This is a genomic window from Candidatus Scalindua japonica, assembly GCF_002443295.1.
Taxonomy (GTDB): Bacteria; Planctomycetota; Brocadiia; order Brocadiales; family Scalinduaceae; genus Scalindua; species Scalindua japonica.
Map to the genome: position 1 here is coordinate 14,996 of NZ_BAOS01000047.1, position 25,570 is coordinate 40,565.

Annotated in this window: 19 protein-coding genes and 1 pseudogene; 11 read left to right on the forward strand and 9 right to left on the reverse strand. The window is 39.2% G+C overall.

Annotation, left to right across the window (positions count from 1 at the left end; translation table 11 throughout):
• Window positions 1-287: 287 nt before the first annotated feature.
• Window positions 288-1,619 carry a glycerate kinase type-2 family protein gene (locus tag SCALIN_RS21230; protein WP_096896437.1) on the forward strand — a complete coding sequence of 444 codons (1,332 nt, stop codon included), beginning with the start codon at window positions 288-290 and terminating at the stop codon, window positions 1,617-1,619.
• Between the two features lie 33 nt (window positions 1,620-1,652).
• Entirely contained in the window at window positions 1,653-3,068 is a 1,416-nt protein-coding gene (pyk, locus tag SCALIN_RS21235) for a pyruvate kinase (RefSeq protein WP_096896438.1), read from the forward strand.
• Window positions 3,069-3,153: 85 nt separating this feature from the next.
• Here pyk and SCALIN_RS21240 read toward each other — a convergent pair whose 3' ends face one another.
• The 5 genes from SCALIN_RS21240 to SCALIN_RS21260 form a co-directional block, all read right to left on the reverse strand.
• Window positions 3,154-3,732, reverse strand: a complete 579-nt coding sequence (locus SCALIN_RS21240; RefSeq protein WP_203415612.1) for an ATP-dependent zinc protease family protein — start codon at window positions 3,730-3,732, stop codon at window positions 3,154-3,156.
• A gap of 38 nt (window positions 3,733-3,770) precedes the next feature.
• The gene (locus SCALIN_RS21245; protein ID WP_096896439.1) at window positions 3,771-4,805 is read right to left on the reverse strand and encodes a succinylglutamate desuccinylase/aspartoacylase family protein; all 1,035 of its coding nucleotides are present in this window, start codon (window positions 4,803-4,805) and stop codon (window positions 3,771-3,773) included.
• A gap of 4 nt (window positions 4,806-4,809) precedes the next feature.
• The gene (gene rimK / locus SCALIN_RS21250) at window positions 4,810-5,724 is read right to left on the reverse strand and encodes a 30S ribosomal protein S6--L-glutamate ligase (RefSeq protein WP_096896440.1); all 915 of its coding nucleotides are present in this window, start codon (window positions 5,722-5,724) and stop codon (window positions 4,810-4,812) included.
• Window positions 5,725-5,948: 224 nt separating this feature from the next.
• Entirely contained in the window at window positions 5,949-8,915 is a 2,967-nt protein-coding gene (locus SCALIN_RS21255) for an FIG domain-containing protein (RefSeq protein ID WP_096896441.1), read from the reverse strand.
• 80 nt (window positions 8,916-8,995) lie between these two features.
• Complete coding sequence (locus tag SCALIN_RS21260; RefSeq protein WP_096896442.1) at window positions 8,996-10,309, reverse strand: MFS transporter; 1,314 nt, start codon at window positions 10,307-10,309, stop codon at window positions 8,996-8,998.
• A 340-nt stretch (window positions 10,310-10,649) separates the two neighbouring features.
• On the opposite strand from SCALIN_RS21260, the gene SCALIN_RS21265 reads away from it, so the two are divergent.
• The 5 genes and pseudogenes from SCALIN_RS21265 to SCALIN_RS21280 form a co-directional block, all read left to right on the forward strand.
• Window positions 10,650-12,425, forward strand: coding sequence for an SLC13 family permease (locus SCALIN_RS21265; protein WP_133112144.1), 1,776 nt, complete (start codon window positions 10,650-10,652; stop codon window positions 12,423-12,425).
• Window positions 12,426-12,863: 438 nt separating this feature from the next.
• Entirely contained in the window at window positions 12,864-13,124 is a 261-nt protein-coding gene (locus SCALIN_RS21270; protein WP_162532461.1) for a hypothetical protein, read from the forward strand.
• Between the two features lie 72 nt (window positions 13,125-13,196).
• Window positions 13,197-13,355, forward strand: a complete 159-nt coding sequence (locus tag SCALIN_RS22490; protein WP_162532462.1) for a hypothetical protein — start codon at window positions 13,197-13,199, stop codon at window positions 13,353-13,355.
• Between the two features lie 471 nt (window positions 13,356-13,826).
• Entirely contained in the window at window positions 13,827-13,943 is a 117-nt protein-coding gene (locus tag SCALIN_RS22955; RefSeq protein ID WP_420885453.1) for a class I SAM-dependent methyltransferase, read from the forward strand.
• A pseudogene (locus tag SCALIN_RS21280) lies at window positions 13,937-14,170 on the forward strand (methyltransferase domain-containing protein); the annotation flags it as partial. The gene SCALIN_RS22955 and the pseudogene SCALIN_RS21280, both read left to right, overlap by 7 nt.
• Before the next feature lie 182 nt (window positions 14,171-14,352).
• Here SCALIN_RS21280 and SCALIN_RS21285 read toward each other — a convergent pair.
• The 3 genes from SCALIN_RS21285 to SCALIN_RS21295 form a co-directional block, all read right to left on the reverse strand.
• On the reverse strand, window positions 14,353-14,829 hold the full coding sequence (locus tag SCALIN_RS21285) for a M14 family metallopeptidase (RefSeq protein ID WP_162532463.1): 477 nt from the start codon (window positions 14,827-14,829) through the stop codon (window positions 14,353-14,355).
• 114 nt (window positions 14,830-14,943) lie between these two features.
• Window positions 14,944-15,966, reverse strand: coding sequence for a DUF21 domain-containing protein (locus SCALIN_RS21290; RefSeq protein ID WP_096896447.1), 1,023 nt, complete (start codon window positions 15,964-15,966; stop codon window positions 14,944-14,946).
• A 163-nt stretch (window positions 15,967-16,129) separates the two neighbouring features.
• On the reverse strand, window positions 16,130-19,789 hold the full coding sequence (locus SCALIN_RS21295) for a mechanosensitive ion channel domain-containing protein (RefSeq protein ID WP_096896448.1): 3,660 nt from the start codon (window positions 19,787-19,789) through the stop codon (window positions 16,130-16,132).
• Window positions 19,790-20,370: 581 nt separating this feature from the next.
• Between SCALIN_RS21295 and SCALIN_RS21300 the strand changes: the two genes are divergently transcribed.
• Window positions 20,371-21,465: a 6-phosphofructokinase gene (locus tag SCALIN_RS21300; RefSeq protein ID WP_096896449.1), complete on the forward strand. Its 1,095-nt coding sequence runs from the start codon at window positions 20,371-20,373 to the stop codon at window positions 21,463-21,465.
• A 52-nt stretch (window positions 21,466-21,517) separates the two neighbouring features.
• The gene (locus tag SCALIN_RS21305; protein WP_096896450.1) at window positions 21,518-22,933 is read left to right on the forward strand and encodes a Glu/Leu/Phe/Val family dehydrogenase; all 1,416 of its coding nucleotides are present in this window, start codon (window positions 21,518-21,520) and stop codon (window positions 22,931-22,933) included.
• A gap of 202 nt (window positions 22,934-23,135) precedes the next feature.
• Here the strand turns inward: SCALIN_RS21305 and SCALIN_RS21310 are convergent, their stop codons facing one another.
• Window positions 23,136-23,543 (reverse strand): phosphate-starvation-inducible PsiE family protein, encoded by a 408-nt coding sequence (locus tag SCALIN_RS21310; protein ID WP_096896484.1) that lies wholly within the window; start codon window positions 23,541-23,543, stop codon window positions 23,136-23,138.
• Window positions 23,544-23,790: 247 nt separating this feature from the next.
• Between SCALIN_RS21310 and corA the strand changes: the two genes are divergently transcribed.
• Together corA and SCALIN_RS21320 are read left to right on the forward strand one after the other, a co-directional pair.
• A complete protein-coding gene (gene corA / locus SCALIN_RS21315) occupies window positions 23,791-24,855 on the forward strand; it encodes a magnesium/cobalt transporter CorA (protein WP_096896451.1) in 1,065 nt (354 codons plus the stop codon).
• Between the two features lie 74 nt (window positions 24,856-24,929).
• On the forward strand, window positions 24,930-25,529 hold the full coding sequence (locus SCALIN_RS21320; protein ID WP_162532464.1) for a DUF502 domain-containing protein: 600 nt from the start codon (window positions 24,930-24,932) through the stop codon (window positions 25,527-25,529).
• Window positions 25,530-25,570: the final 41 nt, after the last annotated feature.

Genomic DNA, 25,570 nt, shown 5'->3' on the forward strand with positions numbered 1-25,570 from the left:
TTTCCTATACATATCAATAAAATCTAATTTAAAATTACTTTACTGGTATTGCTTTTTTTTCAAGGGGTACTTTTTACTATCGACATACAATAATTTTCTTTCTTGCATTTATATCATGGATTTTTTTTGCAATTTGAGAGGAACTCTAATTCGATTATCACTTAAAAAAAATTGTTATGGAAAAGATAGCAAAATCACCTCAGCCTGTTTTGAAAGATTTGCTACTGGTTGAGAAACCGCTCAAGGAATGAAACTATCAGTTACAAATCAAAAAAAAAGGAGTTTACATGACGATATTAAAACTCAGGCAGGATGCCAGTACTATTTTCAAAGCAGGTTTGAAAGCTGTGGATCCCAAAGTATCAGTAAAAAGTTATGTTAAGCGGGAGAACAAAACCCTAATTGTAGATAAGAGAAAATATGATCTTGATCAATTTGACAAAATATATGTTATCGGTGGTGGCAAAGCCGGGGCCTCTATGGCCGCCGCAATAGAAGAACTGATTGGTGATCACATCACAGAAGGTTTTGTTAACGTTAAATACGGTTATACGGCAAGATTGGAAAAGATCAAGATACATGAGGCAGACCATCCCGTGCCTGATGATGCGGGACGCGAGGGGGCTGAGAAAATCGTCAGGCTTGCAGAGAGTGCAGAAGAAAGAGATTTGATTATCTGTGTCATTTCCGGTGGAGGTTCCGCGCTTCTTCCTCTACCCGTACAAGGCATCTCTTTAAGTGAAAAGCAGGAGGTTACGAAGGAACTGTTAGCCTGCGGCGCCAGCATAAACGAAATAAACGCAGTGCGTAAGCACATGTCCCGATTCAAGGGTGGACAACTCGCCCGTTTTACCTATCCCGCAACATTAATTACACTCATTCTTTCAGATGTTATAGGCAGCTATCTGGATGTTATTGCCTCAGGACCTACTGTTCCGGACAGCTCAACATTCAGTGATGTACTAGAGATATTGAAGCGATATAAAATTTGGAATAAAATTCCGGATACCGTTAGGAATCACTTCGAAAAAGGAATAAAGGGAAACATACCGGAAACTCCAAAAGCGGGAGAAAGTATTTTTTCTAAAACACAAAATGTTATCGTAGGCAGTAATATACAGGCGGTGATGGCTGGAGCTGAAAAAGCCAGGGAAATTGGTTACCATTCAATGATTCTTTCTTCTTTTGTCGAAGGGGAAACGAAAGATGTGGCAAGGGTACATGCTGCCGTCGCAAAAGAGATTTTACAATCGGGAAACCCTGTTCCAGCTCCTGCCTGTGTGGTTTCAGGTGGAGAAACTACCGTAGCGATTCATGGAAAGGGAAAGGGTGGGAGAAATCAGGAATTTTGCCTCGCGTCATCTATAGACATTGCGGGCCTGGAATCGGTAGTGATCTTGAGCGGAGGCACTGATGGTACCGATGGTCCTACAGATGCGGCAGGTGCGATTTGTGATGGAGAAACGGTGGAACGTGCTGTAGAGAAAGGTATGAATGCGTCAAATTATTTATGCAACAATAATTCTTATGTTTTTTTTGAAAATTTAAATGACCTCTTAATAACCGGGCCCACAAATACAAATGTGATGGATTTACGGTTGGTTTTAGTTGGAACTTAATTACCTTATTTAAATAATTTACATTGACAAAAAATGCGCAGAACAAAAATTGTCTGTACTATTGGACCGGCAAGTGATTCAGAAGATCTGCTCGGAAAATTAATTGACGCGGGTATGAATGTAGCACGTCTCAATTTCTCGCATGGTACTCACGGAGAACACGGAGCGACAATAAGAAAGATTCGTTCTGTTTCAGAAAAAAAACAGGTTCCAATCGCTATTCTACAGGATCTGGCAGGTCCCAAAATCAGGGTTGGAAAAGTTAAAGATGGTTCAGTCTGTTTAGAGGCTGGACAGACGTTTATCTTGTCAAATGAAGACGTGCTGGGGGATGAAAACAAGACGTTCGTATCGTATCCAAAATTAACGGCAGAGGTAAAGGCTGGTAACCGGATACTCCTGGCTGATGGTAGTATTGAACTCTGCGTTGTAAAAACAGATGCCAAAAATGTGACCTGTAAAGTTCAGGTTGGAGGTGAACTTTCTTCCCATAAAGGCATTAATCTACCGGGAAGTTCTTTATCAGTCCAGGCGTTTACGGAAAAGGATCACAAAGATTTGAAATTTGGATTAGAGCAGGGGGTAGACTACGTTGCCATGTCCTTTGTTCGCAGTAAAGAAGATATTGTGCGGATGAAAGAATTTTTAAAAAACATCAACAGGCAAGTCCCGATAATAGCAAAAGTTGAGAAACATGAGGCTCTTGTAAAAATCGATGAAATCATAGATACGGTTGACGGAATAATGGTCGCACGGGGAGATTTGGCGGTAGAAACTCCTTTAGAGAAAGTTCCGATGGTACAGAAGATGTTAATCCTGAAAAGCAATCAAAAAGGAAAGCCGGTTATTACGGCTACTCAGATGTTAAAATCTATGGTAGAAAATCCCAGACCTACTCGTGCCGAGGCCAATGATGTGGCGAATGCCGTTTTAGATGGCACCGACGCTGTAATGCTTTCGGAGGAGACAACGGTTGGCAGATATCCAGTGGAAACAGTACGTACTATGGCTAAGATCATCGAAGCTACAGAGTCAAGCCGTGTATTAAAACATCAATATTATAGACCAGATGAGGAAAAACCCGAATCTATAGTCAGCGCTGTCTGCCATGCTACTTCAGAATTGTCTAACGATTTAAAAGCAATGGCTATTCTTACTCCAACTCAATTCGGTAGCACAGCCAGAATGGTTGCATCCAATCGTCCGAACCAGGTAATTATCGCTTTAAGTCCTGACCCTGTGGTAGTTCGCTGTCTCAATTTAGTTTGGGGGGTATATCCCATACTCTCAGATAGATATAAGAATACAGAAGAAATGATAGAACAGGCAAAAGAGCAGGCATTACAGTCCGGTTTAGTAAAAACCGGTGATGTGGTTGTTATTACCGCAGGTATTCTAACAGACGTTGCAGGTTCTACCAACTTGATCAAAGTTGAGATATTGAAATAAAAAGAAATATTTCCTTTTGCCATTCCTTTTATACTATTCTATTTGACTGGAGGTTATCCACAAGACCCCATTATTTTAACTACAGTTACAGATGTTTTTTTCTCTTTTTTTTCGGTTTGACATCTACTTTGTAAATAGCTAAAGAATCCTTTTTTGTAAGCCGTCCCTGACAGAATGACATAGAGGGATCCACTATGAGTAAACGCATTGCTTCACGCCCCAGTAACATACGGTAACTCATAAAATCCCGATTAGTAAGAGTAATAAAAATGTTTTGACGTAAACTTCCCATTTGAATATCACTACGGACAACATAACGACTCTCTTCCTGGCCATTTGAACTTTTTATCACCCGTTCGTCAGCCAGTTCTGCTGTACATTTTCTGATAATTTTATTGTTGTTTTGCAATGGATGGATATTGAATTGAACGTAATGTTTTCCGTGTTTATGAAATGCTTTTACATCAAACGCGTGCAGTGCGGAAGTCTTTGCACCAGTATCAATCTTTACTTTTATGGCAGGTATGCAAAGTTCTGGAAGATTTGCCCACTCTCTCCAGCCAACAACTATCTTGTTTATATTTTGTTTATACTTACTCTTTTTTTCTACCATCTGATTGATTCCACTCAACTCTATTTTTTCACATTTGGTATTACAATCCATAAAACTGGTTTATTTCTTTTCAAATCTATCAGATATTTTTAATCGTCTATTTCTAACGTTTCATCAAAAAATTCTACTTGTTCTTCAACAACTTTGGAATTTTCAAAGGTGGCAATATGGAATAGAGCGTCCCCGTTATTAACGAGTGGTAACATATTCATACCTATAACAATTCCGGTTTCTCTTGCTCTTACATTTATCCTGCCCTGCCCGAATGCATCAGAGATGACGCCAAGTATTTCATCTTTTTTTACCATGGTTCCTAACCTTTTCCTGATTCGTAGGCTCCCGCTGTGCGGTGCGCGTATCCAATGACTGGATCTGGCTACAAACACTTCTTTTTTACGTGGTCTGAGGTTGATTTTTTTCTGGTCAATCATACCAATGGTATTCATAATCGAAATGATCCCTCGCAGTGCAGAACGAATGACCTTTTCTTCATAGCGCAACGCTTCACCTCCTTCAAAGAGCAACATTGGTATATTTTTATCTGCGGCAGCCTGTCTTAACGATCCGTCACGCAAATTGGAATTCAGAACGACCGGAACACCAAAAGCAAGAGCGAGACGTTTCGTTTCAAAGTCATCAGTAGAAGCACGGATTTGTGGTAAGTTAGTACGATGCATGGAACCTGTATGCAAATCTATGCCGTGAGTGCATTTTTCTACAATTTCTTCCATGAAAATGTAAGCAATCTGTCCTCCAAGGGAACCGGACCTGGATCCAGGAAAACATCGGTTTAAATCACGTCTATCGGGCAAGTATCGTATTTTCTGATGAAAACCGAAAACGTTTATTATTGGAACCGCAATTAATGTTCCTCTAATTCCTGAAAGTATGCTTTTTCGTGCAAGTAAACGTTTAATTGTTTCTATACCATTGATTTCATCACCGTGAATGGCTGCTGATACAAACAAAACCGGACCGTCTTTTTTTCCACGCAAGACTTCTACGGGAATAGTCATTTCTGTATAATCATAGAGTTTTGCGACTTTAATCCCTACCCGTTTACGTGCACCCGGTGGAATGGAAATACCGCCGATGACTATGTCGTTCGTCATGGAGATTGACATATTATCATCCCTGTCCTTTCATTTTGTTCGGACCCTTTAACACATCTTTCTCGATATATTCTATTATGGCTCCCGCAACATCTTTTCCTGTTGCGGTTTCAATACCTTGTAGTCCCGGAGATGAATTGACTTCCAGTACCAGAGGTCCATGCGCTGAGCGAATAATATCCACACCAGCGACATCAAGGCCCATGACTTTAGCGGTGCGAACGGCCAATGCTCTTTCATCAGGTCTTAATTTCACAATGGTGGCAGTCCCTCCCAGATGCAGGTTTGAACGGTACTCTCCCTCTTTTGCCTGTCGCAGCATGGCGGCAATGACTTTATCACCGATAACGAAACAACGGATATCAGAACCGCTTGATTCTTTGATAAATTCCTGTACAAGAAAATCCGCATCCAGACCACGAAAAGCATTGATCACACTTTCTGCGGCTTTATTAGTTTCAGCCAGTACAACACCACCACCATGTGTACTTTGCAACACTTTAACAATCAATGGCGCTCCTCCCACAAATTCGATTAAATCTTCGGTAGCATTTGCGGAATGCGCGTAACTCGTCATCGGCATGCCAACTCCTTTGCGGGCAAGAAGCTGGTGAGCCCTTAATTTGTCGCGTGAACGGGAAATAGCCACTGACTCATTGACCGAATAAACACCACCAACCTCAAATTGACGTAACACAGCGGTACCATACGTAGTGACCGATGCTCCAATGCGAGGAATGACTGCATCAAATTTTAATCTTTCCTTCTTATCCTTTGACTTATAAAAGACAGTAGGTAGATTGGCCGTAATATTCATATAGCAGTTTAGCACGTCAACCACTTTTACATTATGTCCTCGTTTCTGCGCCGCTTCTACCAGGCGATTCGTGGAATAAAGTCGAGCATTACGGGATAAAATACCAATTTTCATTTTTTCTCCTTTTTAAAAATTATATTCGTGTATCATAGCCACCTCGCAGATAGTTGCAAGAAATATAATTCGTAACGTTGAGGATTTTATCGGTAGTTGAGTTGGAACAATTCTATGATACGGTATCACCGTCTCAATACGTTTTTCTGTAACCAGGTACAACTACGGGATAAAATCCTCAACGTTATCCCGTTTACCTTGTAAAATGTGATTTCCATACATCGCTATTTATTCTCTAATTTCTTAATCATCTGGCCCAATTCACCCATTCTCCTTAACGCGATGATGTCCTGACCTCCCACAGCCCCGGCATTTTTTCCAAAACGTTTTCTTCTTTTATCCGGATCCAGTACTTCATCGAGAGCCTTGATTCCTTTCTTCAATAATTCTATACTTTTTAGTCGCATTCCAAACTCTTTATAAAGATCGACCTTGTTTTTCTGTTGATAGACGTAAGGCAGGTATCCAATAGATTTATCAATCATTCGATCTAAAGCTTCAATAGCCTTTGACAGATACTCTTCCGCTCCTCCGGGATGTCCTAATACAATCAGTTCTCGGGCATGATAAGCATTTATTTCTGCCTCAAAAAGGAAGATACCCTGTTCCAGGTTATAGTCCAGTACGTTATGTTGTTCCTGTTGTATTTTCTCTCTCTGTTTCTCCTGGTGAATTATCTGTTCTTCAATGGTTAAACTGGTTGGGCGGACAAATTTTGTCTCTACCTCCACTAAAACATCATCTGCTTTCTGAAGTTGTTTCTTTGTTGGAATAAGAGCAGACAAAAACCGCATAATGAAATCATTTTCCAGGAGAATCGGAATTTCGAAAAGTTGTGAAATATTTGTGATCGTTCCAGTATCCTGCTTGTTCCGATACTCGATAAGCGTCTGAACCCTTTCTCCAGATAGCCCGTACCTGGCTTCATATTGGGAAGCAAGTGTTGGGATGTTAATCTGTCCTTCTCTTATCTGGTTATTTTTCTCCTCATTAATACTGGTAAGAAGATCAAGAAAGGCTTTAATCATTCCATTCCGTATTGATGGAGGTGATTCTCTAAAGACCGTAACCAGGAGATAACTCATCCAGATATCACCCTGGTTTTTATGTAGCTCCTTTTCGTATTCACTGATTATTCTTGTTTTCCGAAGTTTTACAAATACCTCATAGGCTTTTTTTAATCTGAACTGTAGTCTTAATTTTTCCTTCTTCGGGAACTTTTTTCTCTGCCACGTGCTGACAATCTCATCATGATAATTATGGATTATTTCCCAGAGATTAAGCTCGTTGTATCTTTCCATCAAACCAACCTCATTGCCGGTATATTTATACGCTTCCTTCCAGAATGTAAAGGATTCAGGGATATAATTGAGGGCCTTATTTTTTCCTTCGACTCCCTTTATCCAGAGATCCTCCGCTTTTTGAATGACCATATCCATTTTATCAAGAGCTATTCTTCTGAGGAAACGACGTATATGAAGAGAATCTTCATGGTCAATACCGTCCAATGCTTTTTGAAAAAACTCTGCAGCTTTTTTATTAGCGACTTTGGGGTTTCCCAGACCAAATGCTTCTAATCCTTTAATATATAACTGCGCGGCAGTTATTTTTTTCTTGAATTTTTTTAAATTGTTTTCTTCTGAATACTTTAACGCTTTTTGAATGGTTTGTGCGGCCTTCTTCCATTTTCCAAATTCCGCATAGGCAAGACTCAAGTGATAGAGGTCATCTGCATTTCTGTCATCTTGTCCGGATTCCCGAATCTTTGTCAGGTAATAAGAGATACTTGTCTCAAACTCTAACTCCAGATTAATGATCTTTTTCTCTTTGGAACCGAGCCATAACACATTCACCATCGTCTTCCCTGTCTCATCATCAGTCCGTACTCCTTGAATTTCTCCACCCAGGCAGGGATTATCTTTGATTATCCCTATAGCCATAACGCTTTCACGGAGATCACCTTTGAACAAGTCCTGGTGAGTACAGATTTTGTTTTGACCGGTAACAGCATCGATCAGATCAAGGTTGAATCGTTTCGCATTTGTTTGCTCGCGTGGTGAAAAATTATTAATAGTATCAAAATGAGTTCTCGCCTCACCCTGATAAAGATACTCTGTCGCGATAGGTATGCCGGAAAAATTACCTCCATATTTTGTGACAAGCCAGGCGCTGTTAAGGGCACCCGGCATCCTTCCGGAACCAATCAGCAGATCAATATCCCCGAGAGCTATCTCAATGCCCTGCGACCAGTCATCATGTAATACCCATTCAATATTTCCTTCAGTAAGTCTGCCTGAACCTTCTTTCAGTTCTCTGCCTATTTTAAAAAAATCTTTTTTACCCACATCAAAACCATTCATCTTGAATGCATTATAAAGATCCTCATGACGCTCTCTCCAGAGAATAGCAATCTTCACATCCCTACGGGTTTCCCCCTTTTCTCCTGCTATAGCATCGATTCCTTCACCAAGTAATGTTACCATGAGGTTAATATCCAGAGCATTACTCATTGATTGAAGGGCACATTCAAATATTTTCTTTAAATCAATATCCTTATATTCTTCACTGACAACAATCTTAAACATATAATCATCAGGAAGGTCCGGAAAGGCATATGGATGTCCTTCCCTGACAGCACCAAACAGCAGAGATATGAGTGTTCCTGATTTCTCAGGGAGAACAATACCCTGTTCAGATTCTAATATAGTCAAGACCAGATCAACTTCCCTCCCTTCAAAACAATATCCCAGTGTTTCTCCATGAATCAGGGAGGGTTTTTCAACCGAATTAATACCCTTTCGTGCGCACTCCGTACATTTGACAACGACAAATACATCCCGGGTATTTATCAATTCACGTAACCACCAGACCTGCATACCACGATATCGTAATATATTTATAGGATTCCCATTCGTAATTACATATTTGCCTGTATGGGCTGTTATCCTGCCTGCCATTATGGCTGCTCCCACTACGAGCTCTCCCAATGTACCGTTTAAATCCACCAATATTTCATCAGAATCAATTTTTCCCTGTCGATTTCCACTCATAAGACGATTGATATCTTTAACGTTAAGCCCATGAACATGAGGATCTCGTTTTGGTTCAAACGAAACCTCTATTGCCTCTTTTAAATTGAGTATATTTGGGTTATAGATTTTGCTAATGGTTTTTTTCTTACTATTTGTCATCTCTTTATATTCCAGTGTTACTTTTTTTCTACACCAACGCTTTCCATGAAAAATTTATTTTCCGGGAAAATAATAAAAATTTAAGCATTTTTAACATCACTTGTTTTAAACTCTCTCAAGAGCCGCAGAAATAATAAAGGACTGAGGCTCATGGCAGAAGAGATAATTACCATCCAGGCAAAACCGTGTCCCGGTTCCTGATACACTACTTCGCCATCAACATACTTTACAACCGCAAAAAAGTCAAAAATTCTCCCTCCTACCCACGCACCAGCCATTGAACCAATATTGCATAAACTCATCATAACCGCAAACACCGTCCCTTCAATCCCTTTCGGGCATGCCCGCACGGCAACTCTCATTGAACAGACAAACCCGATCATAGAAACGAAAGCACCAATTATAAAAATGAAAAGCAGTAAAGGATAGAAATAAACGGTCCAGACATATGTCAAGTTGATTCCCGCTCCAAGGAGAAGTGATAATTTCAGTATTCTTCTTATGTCCCCTTCTCGCATATATTCCCGGTAATAGCGTAATCCCAGAAATCCGCCAAAAGCGCCAATCGCACTTATTATCCCTCGCATAAAAGGGGAATAACCAAGTATCTTTCCCATAAAATACTGCAATGCGCTGGGGCTGAAAACGGGAGCCATATTCAAGATGAACAAAAAAATAGCCGCGGCAATCAAAAACTTTACTGAACCTTCATAAGATGATCTCTTGAATAGGTGGCCCCAGTCTTTTGTGGAATGAACATTTTTATCCTCTTCTTTCAAAGAACTGAAAGCGACAATACAGAGAGTCAGAGGGGCAAGTGACATCACCACAAAAGTGATTTTTTCTCCAAAGAAATTTATCAGAATTCCTCCTCCTATACCGCTTAGAAATGCTCCAAAACTCCTTGTCTCCCACATTATTGCCTGTATCATCCCCTCTTCACGGTTATCTTTTTTACACATATCAACACCATGCGCATCACATGCAACATCGGTAAAACCAAATCCAAAATTCAGGAAAAATGCGGCAAATACAAACATCCAATAGGATTGTACGATACTGCCTATGGCAATTGAGCTTAAAAATACGATAAAGCTGCAGATAATAACATACGGTATTCTGCGCCTACCGGATATTGGAATATGATCAGAAATAAAACCCCAGAATGGCTTTATAAACCATGGGAATTGCATCAATATTGTCATTGACACAAGCTCGCCCATTGTTAAATTAAATTGCCTTTGCAGATAGATCGGGAATGCAATGCCTGTTATTCCAAACACAAGTCCCTGGGCAAAGTAAGAAGCGGAAAAAATCCTGTACCGTGCTTCAAATAATTTCTTTGTTGAATGCCAACCCAGAAAATCTTTCGCCACAACAAATAACTTTTTCATACGCGTATTCCAGTCTGTTTAATCATGAATATTGTAATAAATATGGTGTTACACTATGTAGTTAGGCAAAGAGACGAAACACAACGCTATCTTTATGGAAAAGCTTAGTCAAGAAAAATCACAGGAAAAACCTTTTTGCTGATTTTGAATTGTCAGTTTGGGGTATTCTGTTATAATATTTGTTCAAAAATTACATAGATGTTTTTAGATACTCCCTTACCATCTCCCCTTCCGAAAGAGGTGGTGGGGATCCTGCTGAATCCCTACTCAACATCTTCAGGAGGGAATTGAAGGGTAACGCATTGAAATTCGTTTACATTTAATCAGGAGGTTACTTTAATTGCCCGATTTGCAATCCATCATGGTCCTTGTAGTGGTTGTTGCTGCAATGATCCTCTTTATAACAGAAAAATTACGGGTAGACTTGATAGCCCTCTGTGTATTGCTTGCTTTAATTATACTGGGATTAGTAGGCCACAATCAGGCACTCTATGGTTTTGCTAATCAGGCAACCGCGACTATCGTTGCCATGTTTGTTTTAAGTGCAGGGTTAGATCGTGCTGGCCTGGTCGAGTGGCTTGCGCGCCGGTTGGACCGCCTGGCAGGGAAAACCGAACCCCGGCTCATCATTGTTATCTGTATAGCTATAGCCTTCCTGTCGGCATTCATGATAAATACTGCCGCAGTAGCGGTATTTATTCCTATTACAATCGTACTCGCAAAATCGCGGAAGATTTCTGCGTCCAGGGTATTGATGCCGCTATCATTTGCAAGCCAGTTTGGTGGAGTATGTACATTGATTGGCACTTCTACCAATATCCTCGTTAACTCGATCGCCGTTGACAAAGGCATGGATGCTTTCACGTTTTTTGAGTTTGCACCATTGGGGCTGGCTATGACTGTTGTTGGCATAATCTATCTGATATCAGCTCGCGGGCTTCTCCCGAAGCGTAAGGCTGGAGAGCAGCAGGTGGACAGGTATCATCTTGCCGATTATCTTGCTGAACTGCAGGTAACAAAGAAATCATCGCTCATTGGTACAACCTGGATAAAGAGCAAGCTGAAACAGAATGAAAAAGTAAACCTTATTAAGTTCATACGAAATGATAAGGCAACAACAAAGCCCCCAAAGACCAAGATGAGAGAGGGTGACATTCTCCTGCTTCATGGGAATATGGATACACTGATTGCCATGCAGGATAAATATAAATTACGCTTACATGCGAAGGCAAAGATGGATGATAAAAAGATCAGTTCTGATGAAATTAAGCTGATTGAAGTCCTTATACCACCGCAATCAAAATTAGTAGATCATACATTACAAACATTTGAATTTTTTCGTCGTTTCGGCTGTATTGTCTTTGCAGTACAACGTCGTGGAAAGATTATACGAGATCGTGTGGCAGAGATAAATCTCAAAGATGGAGACACACTGCTCCTTGAGGCAGGTAAGGACGTTGTGTCCAGGCTCCTGAAATCCCGTGATCTTATCGTAACGAACGAATTAACGGAGTTGTATGTACGAAAAGATAAGGCGATCGTCGCATTGTTTGTGTTTCTTACCGTAATAACCTTAACCGTATTACATATTATTCCCATTCTGGTTGCTGCTTTGATAGGCGCTATTGGCATGGTCTTAGGCCGTTGTCTTACTCTTGAGGAGGCCTACGAAGCTATCGATTGGAAAATTATCTTTCTTCTTGGGGGTATTTTACCATTGGGGCTTGCTATGGAGCAGAGTGGAGCTGCTCTCTGGATGACAAATACAATCTTGAGTCCCTTTCTGAACCTGGGTCCTGTTGTGGTTCTGGCAGTTCTGTACATAATAACAGCTATACTTACTGAATCGATGTCAAACAGCGCAGCCGCAATAATACTTGCTCCTATAGGTCTGTCTGTTGCAACAACTATGAATGTAGATCCGAGACCGTTTCTGGTGGCGATAACCTTTGCTGCTTCTACCAGTTTTGCAACTCCGATTGGATATCAGACAAATACGATGGTTTATTCCCCCGGAGGTTATCGATTTACGGACTATACCCGTGTTGGCGCGCCGCTTAACCTGATATTCTGGGGATTGGCAGTACTACTCATACCATTGCTATGGCCATTTTAGGTACCAATATTTAACTCATCACTCCAGGCAAGGATAATATCATGGTCAATAACATCGTCTTCCGCGGATTTCGGCCTGACTCGCAATTGCAATATTAATCTCAAATCATCGTACATCTTTCCATATTATCATAAAATATCAAATCACTGACTTCTCTGAAATAACATTAATTAATACATTCTTTTTTATAAATGCACAAAAAATCATCATTTTGACGTATTTAAGTGAATAATATCTATTATCATGGCCATAATGACATAGCACTTTTACTCCAAATTATTGGTTTCAGAATAACAAATTACTATCACAAATACATAAGCCATTGGTATGCAATACTATAAAAAAATACTAAAATCTGGCATGCTGTTTGTTATATACAAATTTGAATGTAATAATTTTATCTTTTTAAGAAAGGTGGGAAAAATGAGAATATCATTCGTGAACTTAGTATTATCTATACTTTTTGTTTTTACAATTAGCATTTTTACTATAAGACCTTTATTCTCTTCGCCAGAAACAGAATATCAAGAAGAACTATCACGATTTGAACAACAGTTATCGTCTCTAGAAACATCAGTCTTCTTAGGTGATTATCAGGGCTATGATGGCGATGAGAATGAGGAAGAAGGCGAAGGTGAAGATGAAGATGATGAAAGTGAAGACGATAACGAAGGGAATGATGAAGAAAAAGAAAAGTAGAGATCTACAAAAGGCGCCCTGCTTATAGAGCAGGGCGCATGCGAAACGAATATTCAAAATCGGAGGATTAATATGAGAAGAACATTTAAAAAAAAGATTATCTGGAAAGAGAGAGAAACGAGAAAAAACTTAAAAAAAACAAAAAGCTTTCAGCCTATCGAGAGTACAGAGACGAATTTGATGGTCTACGGGTATACAAAAATATCTCTTAAAGGGTATTTATATAATTAGACCTGAAAAGAAAATATAAAAAATTTACTAAACGGCATGACGGGGTATACACGGGATTATATCCGTCTGGCTTTATTAATAAATCCCATAAGATGAAGGAGGTGTGTTATGTCATTAGTAAAATGAATCTTCCTCCAGGTTTATCTGATTATGATTGGCCAAAGGCACTGCTACTTCACAGTAGATCTTATTAACACGAACAGTTTATACGGACCAATCTAAAATACAGGAGATTAACTGATAAATGATGATTAAAAAACCCAAATCTAAAATCGGAAAACTACGAAACAATGGACTATAAAATCAATAGGCCCTGTTGAAAATCTTGAAAGCTATGTCAAGGCTGATTGGTGGAGAGAAATTTTCAATGCCAATTATTAAAGAACAGATGGTGATGTTGTAGAAGATAAAGCCGTGACAAAAACTGAAATAGATCTGTTCCTGGAAATATTGTCTCCCTCAACAGAGAGTGTGATTCTGGATTTATGCTGTGGACAGGGACGTCACACCCTGGAATTGGCAAGATGCGGATTCAAAAATGTCTTTGGGCTGGACCGTTCCCATTATCTGATTAATAGAGCAAGATAGATTCTGTTCCCGCAAATTTACCTGAAGAGACAGAGAGATTTCTGGTTGCAAGCTGTATTAAACTTTTCGAGAGACTTGAATGCCGTGATTATGCGAGATTTGACTGGCGTTTGGACGCAAATAGAACACCAAGGCTGCTTGAAGCAAATCCGAATCCGGGCTGGTGTTGGGATGGGCACCTGGCAAAAATGGCTAAATTTGCCGGGATTTCATACGGCGAAATGTAAGACCGTATTTTAAAGGCAAGTGAGGAGCGTTTTAACAAAGTGGACAAAAATATATAACCCATTTCAGATTATACCGAATGCCATTATAGGCATACCGGGGAAAACAACAGATGAATCAGAATGACCCAGGACAATGGCATCATTAATCGCCACAATCGTTTCCTGATGTTTTCCAAATGCATTTACAATCTTGGCAAATGGTTGACCTCTCCTCCTGGTTTGGCAATAAATCTGATAATACCGCTCTTGGAACTGTATGGCTTATCAAAATATCTGAGCAACCTTCCCGCTTTGTAAGCAGTTGGAGCGGGATAACTGAAACGCTCTTTCTCTGGAACCATCATACCCAGATGAGACAGGATGCTCGTTATTGAGTCCAATCCATATTTAACGTTTCTTTCGTTAATAAGATAGGGTTCGCACAGTTCAAACGTCAACGCAGGGATGTCGTTCAAGAGAAGGTTATAAGAAAGGGTATTGGTCAGTTTATCAGTATCCACGATAGAGACAAATCCTGATTGCCTGGCAAATATTTTTGTTTTGTCATATGCTGTTTTATGAGGATGCCCCGGATTATGGTCTATAAGCGCGTACGGAATAGATTTTGTCCAGTCATTATGGAGATCTATTACAAGGCTGGATAAAGTCATTATTTTCATGAAGGAATAGCTTACTTTCACAGGTACAATATTCTGTGATAGGTTATTTTGCATCATATTCATGCCATTTCTTCTGGTGTCTCCAGAAAACTTTTTATACCGTAAAACATATTACTATTTTCTCGATTGGATTACTATCCCTCTTAATAAGCGTCCAAGTATGTCTGCTCCGGTAATTACACGTTTTTCATCACTCCAGACAAGGATAACATCATGGTCAATAACATCGTCTTCCGCGGTTTTCGGCTTGACTCGCAATTGCAATATTACATTACCCAATTCAATATGAGGATCTTTTACAATAATAGGGCGATGGCAATAGGCATAGGGCTGAAAAGGTTTTATACTGAACAAGGCAGACCTGAGAAATCCGTCTGAATCAAGGATAAGATGAGGCTCATCTGACTCATCAGTTATTATGACCCATTTTTTACCGGAAGACTGAATCTGATGAAGAAAAGGGTCTGATGGATTTCTTTCAAACTCAGGGAAAACAGGGAAACCATTTGAAAGAGATAATTTAATGATACTTTTAGGATCAACAGGTTCACCCTCATGACTGACAAGAAGATCATCGATATCAAGAAAGTTCAGTGCTCCCAATCCTTCTAGCCTGTCGATATCAACATCACTGGCTTTCACATGTTTTTTTATTACTTCACGCAAGCCTCTTTCATGAAAATACTCTATGCCCTCCTGCCCAAGCCAGAGATCAAGAAGCTTTGCGAAAGGTTTTACAATTGGATAAAGAATTATTTGATATATTCGGAATATGGGCATGAGCAAAGAGGCCATCTTAAGGGCGTTTCGCGAAAAATAGGCCTGTGGTATGATTTCACCGCAAATCGTTATGATAAAAGTAGAAAAAAAGAATGCGCTTATACCGGATAGAACGGAACCGGAAAGAAGCGTCAACAGTACATTAACTCCTACATTACCCCATAACACAGTGGTTAATAAATAATTCGCATTTTTTCTAAGCGCGAGGAGTTTTTTAGCGCTTTTGTTGCCTGTTGAAGCCTCTACTTCCAGATTAAGTCTTGTAATACTGAAGAAAGCCAGGTTAAGCCCTGAAAACATCGCGGATTGAGAAATGCAGAAAGCGATGGCTGTCCATGTTAATATTTGCATTAGCAGAAGCCCCTCTTATTGGATTATTGTAAAATACTTTTAAATGAATGCCTGTTAATAAATCGCTACGTCAATCGCCAACCTGGACAAGAGAAAAATTTTTTTCACTTGTAGTCTTTTTACGCTATTTTGAACTGTTACTGACCACAAAAAATTTATATTTCAAACATTAACCGGCGGTTGAATCACTATCCTTACAGGTTTTACTATCTGTATCTCCGTCTTTAACTACTCTGACCTCGATAGGTTTATGACTATCAAGATGAACATCTCGCTGCGGAAATGCGATTACGATACCTACTTCACGAAAGAGATCGTCTATTTGATAGCGAAGTTCGCTTTCTATTCTCCGTCTATCAAACATGCGTTTCACGACTATCCAGAAGTGCACCTCAAATTGAAGAGAGTTGTCTCCAAAATCAGTAAAAAGCAGAACGGGTTCAGGTATTTTTAATACCATTTCATGCTCGTCTACGGCTTTATTGATGAGACGCTTGACCTCTCGCGTTGGCGATCCATAAACAACACCAACCTTAATGCTTGTTCTTATCAGATTATCAGAGAGAGTCCAGTTCAAAACATTATTTTGAAGGAAAGAGCTGTTAGGTACAATTATGTGTGTATTCTGGGAAGAACGTACTCGTGTACTTCTGGCTCCGATGTATTCTATTGTGCCATACAGCGTGTCAACTTCGACGATGTCTCCGATCTTTATCGGGCGTTCAGCCATCAGGATTAAACCGCTGACAAAATTGTTAATGATATTCTGCATCCCAAAACCAATTCCAATACCAAATGCACCAGCAAAAATAGAAAGGCTTCTCAGGGGTATTCCTGCCACGTTTAGCCCTATTAATGCGGCAATGCCGATTATAAGATACCTTATGCCGAATGAAATTGCATGCCGTGCTCCAGCGCCCAAAGCTTCCTTGTTTTCAAACCGTGTTTGCAGGACATTCTTTAAATACCTGGCGGATATAAAGGCCGCCACAAGGATTAATATACCAAAAAGTATTTTAAAAGGTGTTGTATATCTGCCTTCGGCAAGTACAAATTTATAAGCCAGACTGTTCTTTATAGAAATAAACACGTACAGTACGTTTTCATATATCTCTCGAAATAACCCCGGCGCGGCTGCTGAATTCACAACATCTTTAAAGGTATCATTCCATGTCACAAAAATGATAATTACAGCGATTATTACCGTTCCATAATCTAATATATGCTTATAAGCACTGAATCTGGACTTGATTATTTTTTCTTCAACTTCAGATTCTTTTGTTTCAAGCATCTTTAATTGTTGCAGCTTCTTTGTCTGTGAGAGAGATTGCCGCCTTAATATATATCGATATATAAGGTAAGCAATGATGGCGACAAACATGCTCTTTATCAGCGTTGCTATAAGGGTATATGTTAAAAGCACATAACCAAGACTGCGTATGGAAAAAAGCAGGATTATGAATGCAATAAATAATGGGTAAAGAAGATTAATTGTCTTATTAACGAGCTTACCTAGAGCGCTTTCAGGATACGGTAGTATTTTCAGTAGATACGACTTCTGACCAACAGCCAGCCATATGAGCAGGCATAGCATAACTATCCGGTAAACAAACCACAATAATTCTATAACGCTCTCTCTATAACTATGTACCTCTAAAACAAAAATTAATGTAATTACTATTGCGGAAAAGAGCAGCATTGCATTCAGGCCTTTGAAGCTATGCTTCGCAGAAGAGTAAGTAATCATTACCCATCGTTTCTTCCCCAGGTTTGGGCTTAATGACTGGACAATGAACCTCTTTAATAATTTGTAAACAGTGACTACCGCCAAACCATAAATGAGTGATCGGACGATGGGTGCATGAGAAGGGATAACAAGGGATATGGTGAGAGTTATAATAAATAGAAAGAAAACAGTCAATACGCCCTTCATGATACGCAACAAACCTGGTATGAGCTTATATGTGGAAAATGTCTGGGGTGTTATTGCGGTATATCTTGTTATCTCTTGTCTCGCCCATCTCTTAAGATAACGCCTGATAAAATAAACCAGAAACAAAACAATTATGATGATTAACAGTTTTACAACGAACACCGGTATATTCTTTTTATCTGATAAATAAACCCGCAGTTGCTTATAATTCTGCACAGACGCCTTATATAAATCAAAAGGTTTGTGCCAAATAACTCTTATGTCAGACAAACCCACTATCACGGTTTTTGTTGATATTCCGCTTTCCCTCCTTGCCCAGACATTTGCAGCCCGTATCTGCGAAATGGTTTTTTGGGATTCCGTTAGCCTCTCTAATAAAACTTTGTTTAATTCGAATCTCTCGTTCAGCCTTTCAATCTTTGTCTCTACCAGACTGTGTTGTTCTTCGATATGTTTAACACGTAGCCTTGCAAGTCTAATTAACTGCTCTCCCAGTGCCTTGTCTGAAAAACCTTCTGCCTCCTTCTCTATGCTTGATTTTTCTCCGGGTATCGTAGATATTAACTCAGTACTTGCACTCCTTAAACTTTCACTTATGATAGATTTCTGTTTTTCTACAGCAACCAACAGGCTTTTAACTGATTGTATCTTATCCTGTAGATTTTTTAATATAGTATTAACAACATTCAATTCTTCAGCAATTTCATGGGGGGTGTTTTCACCTCCAAGTATTTCTTCAATATCTCTTTGTATTCTTTTGAATTCTGAACGATCTTTGTGACTTTCATTGCTTGTAGTAATTAATTCATCCTTCATTGTCGCAATAAGTCCCTTTTGCTTATGGAGATCCGCCTCTACCGCCAGAACCCTTTTCTTTTCAGGGGACGTTTCTTCTAATTGTTTCTGTACCGCGACCTCTTCTTTCCTTAACGCTATATTCTTCTCTAGTTCTGCCCTTGCCTTTTCTTCTTCCGCTATCCTCCTTCTCTCTCCTTCAAGCTTCTTTGCCTCTTCTACTTCTTTTTCCCTCCTCTGAGTTTCCGATTCTTTAAATTTCTGTGATAAGAGGGAAACAATCTCGCTTTTCACATCAATTTCCAGTTGTGTATTTAGTTTCTGGATTTCGGCTGATTGCAGATTAAGCCTTGCCAGCCCGGTTTGTGCCAGTAACAAAGTAATTTTTTCGTCCTGTAATTTAATTTCATGTTCCAGACGACGTTTCCTGTTTTCACTTTGGTAAGAATCCTCTTGTGTTGATGGTTTTTGATTTGTGAGCGCTTTTAGTTTGTCAATGAGTCTCTTTTTTTCTTCTTCCGATTTCAATTTTAAGGCATCAATGGATGTTTTTGATGTTAACAGATATGCTTCCTTTTCTTTCACGGTTGCCTGGATTGCTTCCAAACGAATCTTAAGCAGCTCTGTTTCTTTTTGAATGCTTTCAAATTGAGATGCGGGTAATAAAGCGGCCTCTTCACTTGCCTTGTTTTTCTTATCAGTCAGAACTGGAAAAATTTTGAGTTCCTTTTCTAAAATACCGGCAACTCCTTTCATTTCCATCTTGATTCTTATCGTTTCATCTAATGTATCAATCCTGTTTTCAATAATGCTCTTTTGTTTTGTAACTAAATCTAAAACTTCTCCTTCTACCTTGTTTTCAATTAATTTGTCTTTTGTCTTTTTTAATGTCTTTATTTCTTCTTTAAGAATGTTTACGTTTGATTCAAGATTAGTTATATCTTGCCCGTTACGTCCAAGAATATCCTTTATATTTTCCTGGAACTCTGTTTGTTTTAACTTTATATCATTAAAATCAGCAGGTTGACTACAAAGTCCAGCTTTGGAAGTGTTAAATGACAGGTAAACGAAAATGATAATTATAGATGCAAATTTCCTCATGTTTCTTGACTCAATTATGGATGGTGAAAGGTATGTTATTTTGCAAATAAGGGAAATCGATTTTGTTGGATAACGTTAAATGCTTGGTAAACTTGATAATGTATTCCTCATGCCCATATGTTTTTTATTATTTATTTACGTACAAATTCCCCGGATTCTCCTTTACTGTTTTTATAAATATAGGTAAAATGTTTAAACCTTAAAAAGGCAGGCCGGTATTGAAAATATTAACCCGACAATTAAATACGCGAACCATACGAAAACGTAAAACTTTACATAAATGCTAGTTAAGAATAGATAAGCAGCAAGATAGTATACATATTTAATTGCCGGGTTAATATAATCCTGAAAAAATATCTCTATTCATATACATATCACATTAAACATTACCATAGCCTACAAAGAGCAAGCACCTCTTTTATAGGTATATTCTCATATATTTATAATTCATTATAAATTATACCAACTTTATTATATATTCCTAAAGTAAATATTAATCAAAAACTTTTAATAAACGAATATGATACAGTTTGATTATCTACTCTTTATAATAACGCAACAAACGATTAACAGGAGATGTCATGAGAAAAAAACGCATTGCTATCCTTACCGGTGGTGGTGATTGCCCCGGGATAAACGCGGTTATTAGAGCAGTCGTAAAGAAAGCTATAGTTGAACATGGCATGACAGTCATTGGCATTGAGGATGGATTTGAAGGGCTTATTCTTAACAAATATAAAACGCTCAGTTATGACGATGTTTCCGGAATTCTTACATTGGGAGGGACAATACTGGGGACATCAAACAGGGCTAACCCTTATAACTATCCGGTAATAAAAAGAGGTAAAACAGAATATAAAGATTTATCAAAATCGGTTAAACAAAACATTAAAAAACTCAACATTAACTGTTTGATTTGTGTGGGGGGAGATGGTACCTTGGGTATCGCCAACAATTTTTTTAAAGATGGCATACCGGTAATTGGTGTTCCCAAAACGATTGATAACGATATTAAAGGTACGGATATAACCTTTGGTTTTGACTCTGCAGTGCAAATCGTAACGGAAGGGATTGACAGGGTCCATACTACCGCTCAATCCCATCATAGAGTGATGATTGTTGAAGTTATGGGCCGGAGGGCTGGATGGATAGCACTCTATTCCGGAGTTGCCAGCGGGGGGGATATTATCCTGATTCCCGAAATACCTTATGATATAAATATTGTTGCAGAGAAAGTAAGGCAAAGAAATAAGAAGGGCAAGAGGTTCAGTATTGTCGTTATAGCTGAGGGAGCGAGGCCGCAGGGAGGAGATGTAATTGTACAGAGGATAGTAAAAGATAGTTCAGAGCCTGTTCGTCTTGGTGGAATAGGTTTTGTTCTTGGCGAAGAGCTGGAAAAAATTACTGATCTTGAAACACGTACTGTTGTGATGGGACATCTTCAGCGGGGTGGTGCTCCAACACCTTTTGACAGAATATTGGGATCGCAACTGGGCACAAAGACTATTGATTTAATAAATAATGAAGAATTTGGTAATATGGTAGGGGTAAAAGGGAGTAATTTTACTAAAGTATCTCTGGAACTCGTAGCAAAAGGAGTCAGACTGGTTCCTTCAAATCATATATTGGTCAGGTCCGCTCGATCAATGGGAACGTGCTTTGGAGATACTCTGTAGTCTTCACTTTCACTAACTAAAATTATCAACAAGAATTCAATAGACAAATATAATGGAAACCGTATTACCTTTTTTTGAACAGGTAAATCTCAATTTTGACAAGGCTGGAGGATATACAAACTATCCACCCGGCCTTCTGGAACAGATTAAGATTTGCAACAGTGTTTATCATATGACATTTCCCCTCAAAAGAGATGACGGCAAGATAGAGACTATACATGCGTGGAGGGCAGAACACAGCCATCATAAGTTACCAACAAAGGGTGGAATTCGTTACAGTACCCTGGTGAATGAAGATGAGATAATGGCGCTTGCCGCATTGATGACCTATAAGTGCGCTGTTATGGATGTGCCGTTTGGCGGAGCAAAAGGTGGTATTCAAATCAACCGCGAGATGTATTCGGTGAGTGAACTTGAGCGTATCACGCGACGTTATACATATGAACTTATTCGTAAGAACTTTATTGGTCCCGGGATAGACGTCCCTGCACCGGACTATGGTACGGGTGCACGTGAAATGGCGTTGATCCTCGATACATACAACGCGTTAACTCCTGATAAGCTTGACGCTCTTGCGTGTGTAACCGGTAAGCCGGTCGAACAGGGCGGAATGTACGGAAGGAAAGAAGCAACTGGCCTGGGTGTTTATTATGGTCTGCGTGAAGCGTGCAATTTTGGGGAAGACATGAAACTGCTTGGGATTTCACCCGGTTTGGAAGGAAAAACCGTTGTGGTTCAGGGATTTGGAAATGTCGGTTATCATGCTGCAAAATTCCTGCAGGAAGGCGGGGCCATCATCACAGGTATCGCAGAATATGCGGGCGCCATACATAATTCCAGAGGATTGGATGTAGAAAAAGTTGAATCATACCGTAACGAGAACGGTTCGATTCTTAATTTTGCTGGTGCTGCGACGATAAAGAACCCTGCAGACGCGCTTGAATTGGAATGCGATATTCTGGTTCCTGCCGCGCTTGAAAATCAGATTACGAGTGAGAATGTTCATCATATTAAAGCCAGAATAATCGCGGAAGCTGCAAATGGCCCAGTTACTCCGGCGGCGCATGATATTCTCAAGAAAAGAGGAGCTTTGATTATCCCGGATACATATTTGAATGCCGGCGGGGTCACTGTCTCATATTTTGAATGGCTTAATAACCTGTCTCATGTCCGTTTTGGTCGCGTGGGGAGGCGATTTGAGGAGAATAGCCGCAAGGATTTAATGATAGCCATCGAGAAGATTACCGGAAAAAGGTTTTCTGAAGAGGAAGTAACACAGCTGGTTCACGGCCCGGAAGAAAAGACATTAGTAAACTCCAGCCTTGAAGACACGATGAGTGTTGCATACAATGAAATCCGCGAGATCAGAAATCAACACATTGAAGGCGTTGACTTGAGAACAGCGTCCTTCATCAAAGCAATTCACAAGATTGCGATTTCTTATATGGAACTGGGCATTTTTCCATAAGATTCGTGATATGAACTCCCCGTGTGTCTTATAGAAGAATGGCGCTGTTCTCAGATAATGTGATGTGGATATCTTGAAACGACTGCAATGTAGACGGCGAAGTGCTCAATGTAACTAAAAAAATATATACTCTGATATTTATAAGGTTAACATTGTAAAAGGTCATGAGGTGTTGAAAGTGGTTGTCATATGCTTATTTAGATTAGTCTGTAGTATGAGCTTTTTTTATCAGAAAGTATCCTACTGCCAGGGCTATGATGATGGCCGCAATTCCAATAAGCGTAATGGGAGGGAGCTTTGTTATCTCTAGTGTTATGACCTTCCGTGCAACAGCGATTAAGGCGATTGTGAAAACCACTTCAACGTGTATCTTATCTTCGTTAATATATACCTTCAGTGATTCCAGAAGCTCAATTCCAATGAGGATCATCAGAAAGAAGCCGAAGATTACAAACAGCTGTTCTATGTTAAACATCAGAAATGGCGGTGCAATCATTTCTGTTATAAGCCACCAACCAAGCCTCACGGTTGAAACAAAAACAACTAACATCATCATGCCAATAAGAGCTATGATTATAACTCTTTCAAATTTTTTAAGCTTTTTCATCATATTGGTACTTACCTTTTTTATCAATGTTTTGTATACTCTAATTATTTTGCTGGCATAGATAGGAAAATGATATAAACAACTCCATAAAATTAACCACACAGTCTTCTCTAGTCAAGCTAATTTTTTACTTTTTATCGTTATTGGAAAATAGTATATTTTTTGTTACAAACTCTCTGGAATTATAGAAAATGATGTTGTTTTCAAAAAAAATATTTATGTAGAAGCCGGTGAATAGGAGATGAATTGAATGCCACGATTTAATAAAAAACGGTCAAAAAAAGCGGGTCTTCCACCAGGTACTCTTGTCCATGTAGGTAAAAAGAGGACAGAAAAGACAAGGATTACCATTCTTGATTATGATCAGACAGATTTCAGGGAAAGGGAGGTAAAATCAGTTGAAAAGTGCTTTCCTTTTAAAGATACATCTACTGTAACCTGGATAAATATCGATGGTATTCATCAGATTGAAATAATTGAGAAAATAGGAAAGCATTTTAATCTTCATCCCCTTGTGCTGGAAGACATCGTGAATACAGAGCAGCGTCCTAAACTGGACGATTTTGAAGGTTATATTTTTCTTGTCATGAAAATGCCATATTTTGACAAAGAAAACAATACAATAAAGTTAGAGCAGATTAGCCTGGTACTTGGTCCAAACTTTGTTATATCGTTTCAGGAATTGGAAGGAGATGCTTTGAACCCCGTCAGAGAAAGGATTAAAAACGGAAGGGTCCGCATTAGAAGATCCGGGACTGATTATCTTATCTATGCCTTAATAGATGCTATAGTTGATAACTATTTCACCATTCTGGAAAAAACAGGAGAACAGATTGCAAATATTGAAGAAAAGCTTTTGAATGAACCGGAAAAAGAGACCTTGCACGATATTCATGACCTGAAAAGGGAAATGTTATTGTTTCGTAAGGCCGTATGGCCTTTAAGAGAGTTAGTAAGTAGCCTGGAAAGAGGAGAATTGGAGTTAATTAATGAACCAACCAGGGTATTCCTGAGGGATGTATATGATCATACAATCCAGGTGATTGATACGATTGAGACGTTTCGGGACATGCTTACCGGTATGCTCGATCTTTACCTGTCAAGTATCAGTAACAAGACTAACGAAGTCATGAGGGTACTGACGATTATTGCCACAATATTCATACCCCTGACCTTTGTCGCCGGTCTCTATGGGATGAATTTTGAATATATGCCTGAACTTAAATGGAAATGGAGTTATCCATTAGTTTTGCTTGTAATATCAGTTACCGGCATATTCATGTTGTTTTATTTTAGAAGAAAGAAGTGGTTGTAATTGCTATTTCCCGATAATGAAAAAATTTTAAATTCCTTTCTTGCTTTAGTTAATATGTTATTATGAAACTACAAATGAAACATCATCTGCGGAAATATCTCATTGCCGGAATTCTATTTATTCTACCAATAGGAATTACTCTGTTTTTTCTGCGATTTTTAATGAAAATATCCGCAGGTAACATGGTAAAAATTACCTCACAGTATTGGGACCATGTTCATCCGATTCTGGCATGGGGAATATCGCTTGTATTATTTATCCTGTTAATATACGGATTAGGACTCTTTGCCACTCATATAATAGGACGTCGTTTAATAGCATTCGGGGAAAAAATAATAATGTGGGTCCCCTTCTTAAAAACAGTCTACGGCGTATCAAAACAGGTCGTAAATGCGTTTATCGACCCTAATCGAGTGGCATTCAAATCCGTAGTGCTGGTAGAATTCCCTCAACCAGGGATTAGAGTCATCGGTTTCATTACCGGTAAAATAGAGGATGCAAAGGGTAAAAACTGTTATAAGGTGTTTGTGCCGACCAGCCCGAACCCTACATCAGGGTTTTTTCTTATTGTCCGATTTGATGAAATACAGCATACGAACCTTTCTGTAGAAGATGGCATGAAAATGATTGTTTCGGGAGGACTTGTAGCTCCTTCTAAAATTCAAGAGGGATAATAAAACCAGATCATGAAAAACTCACGTATTTTTACAACAAC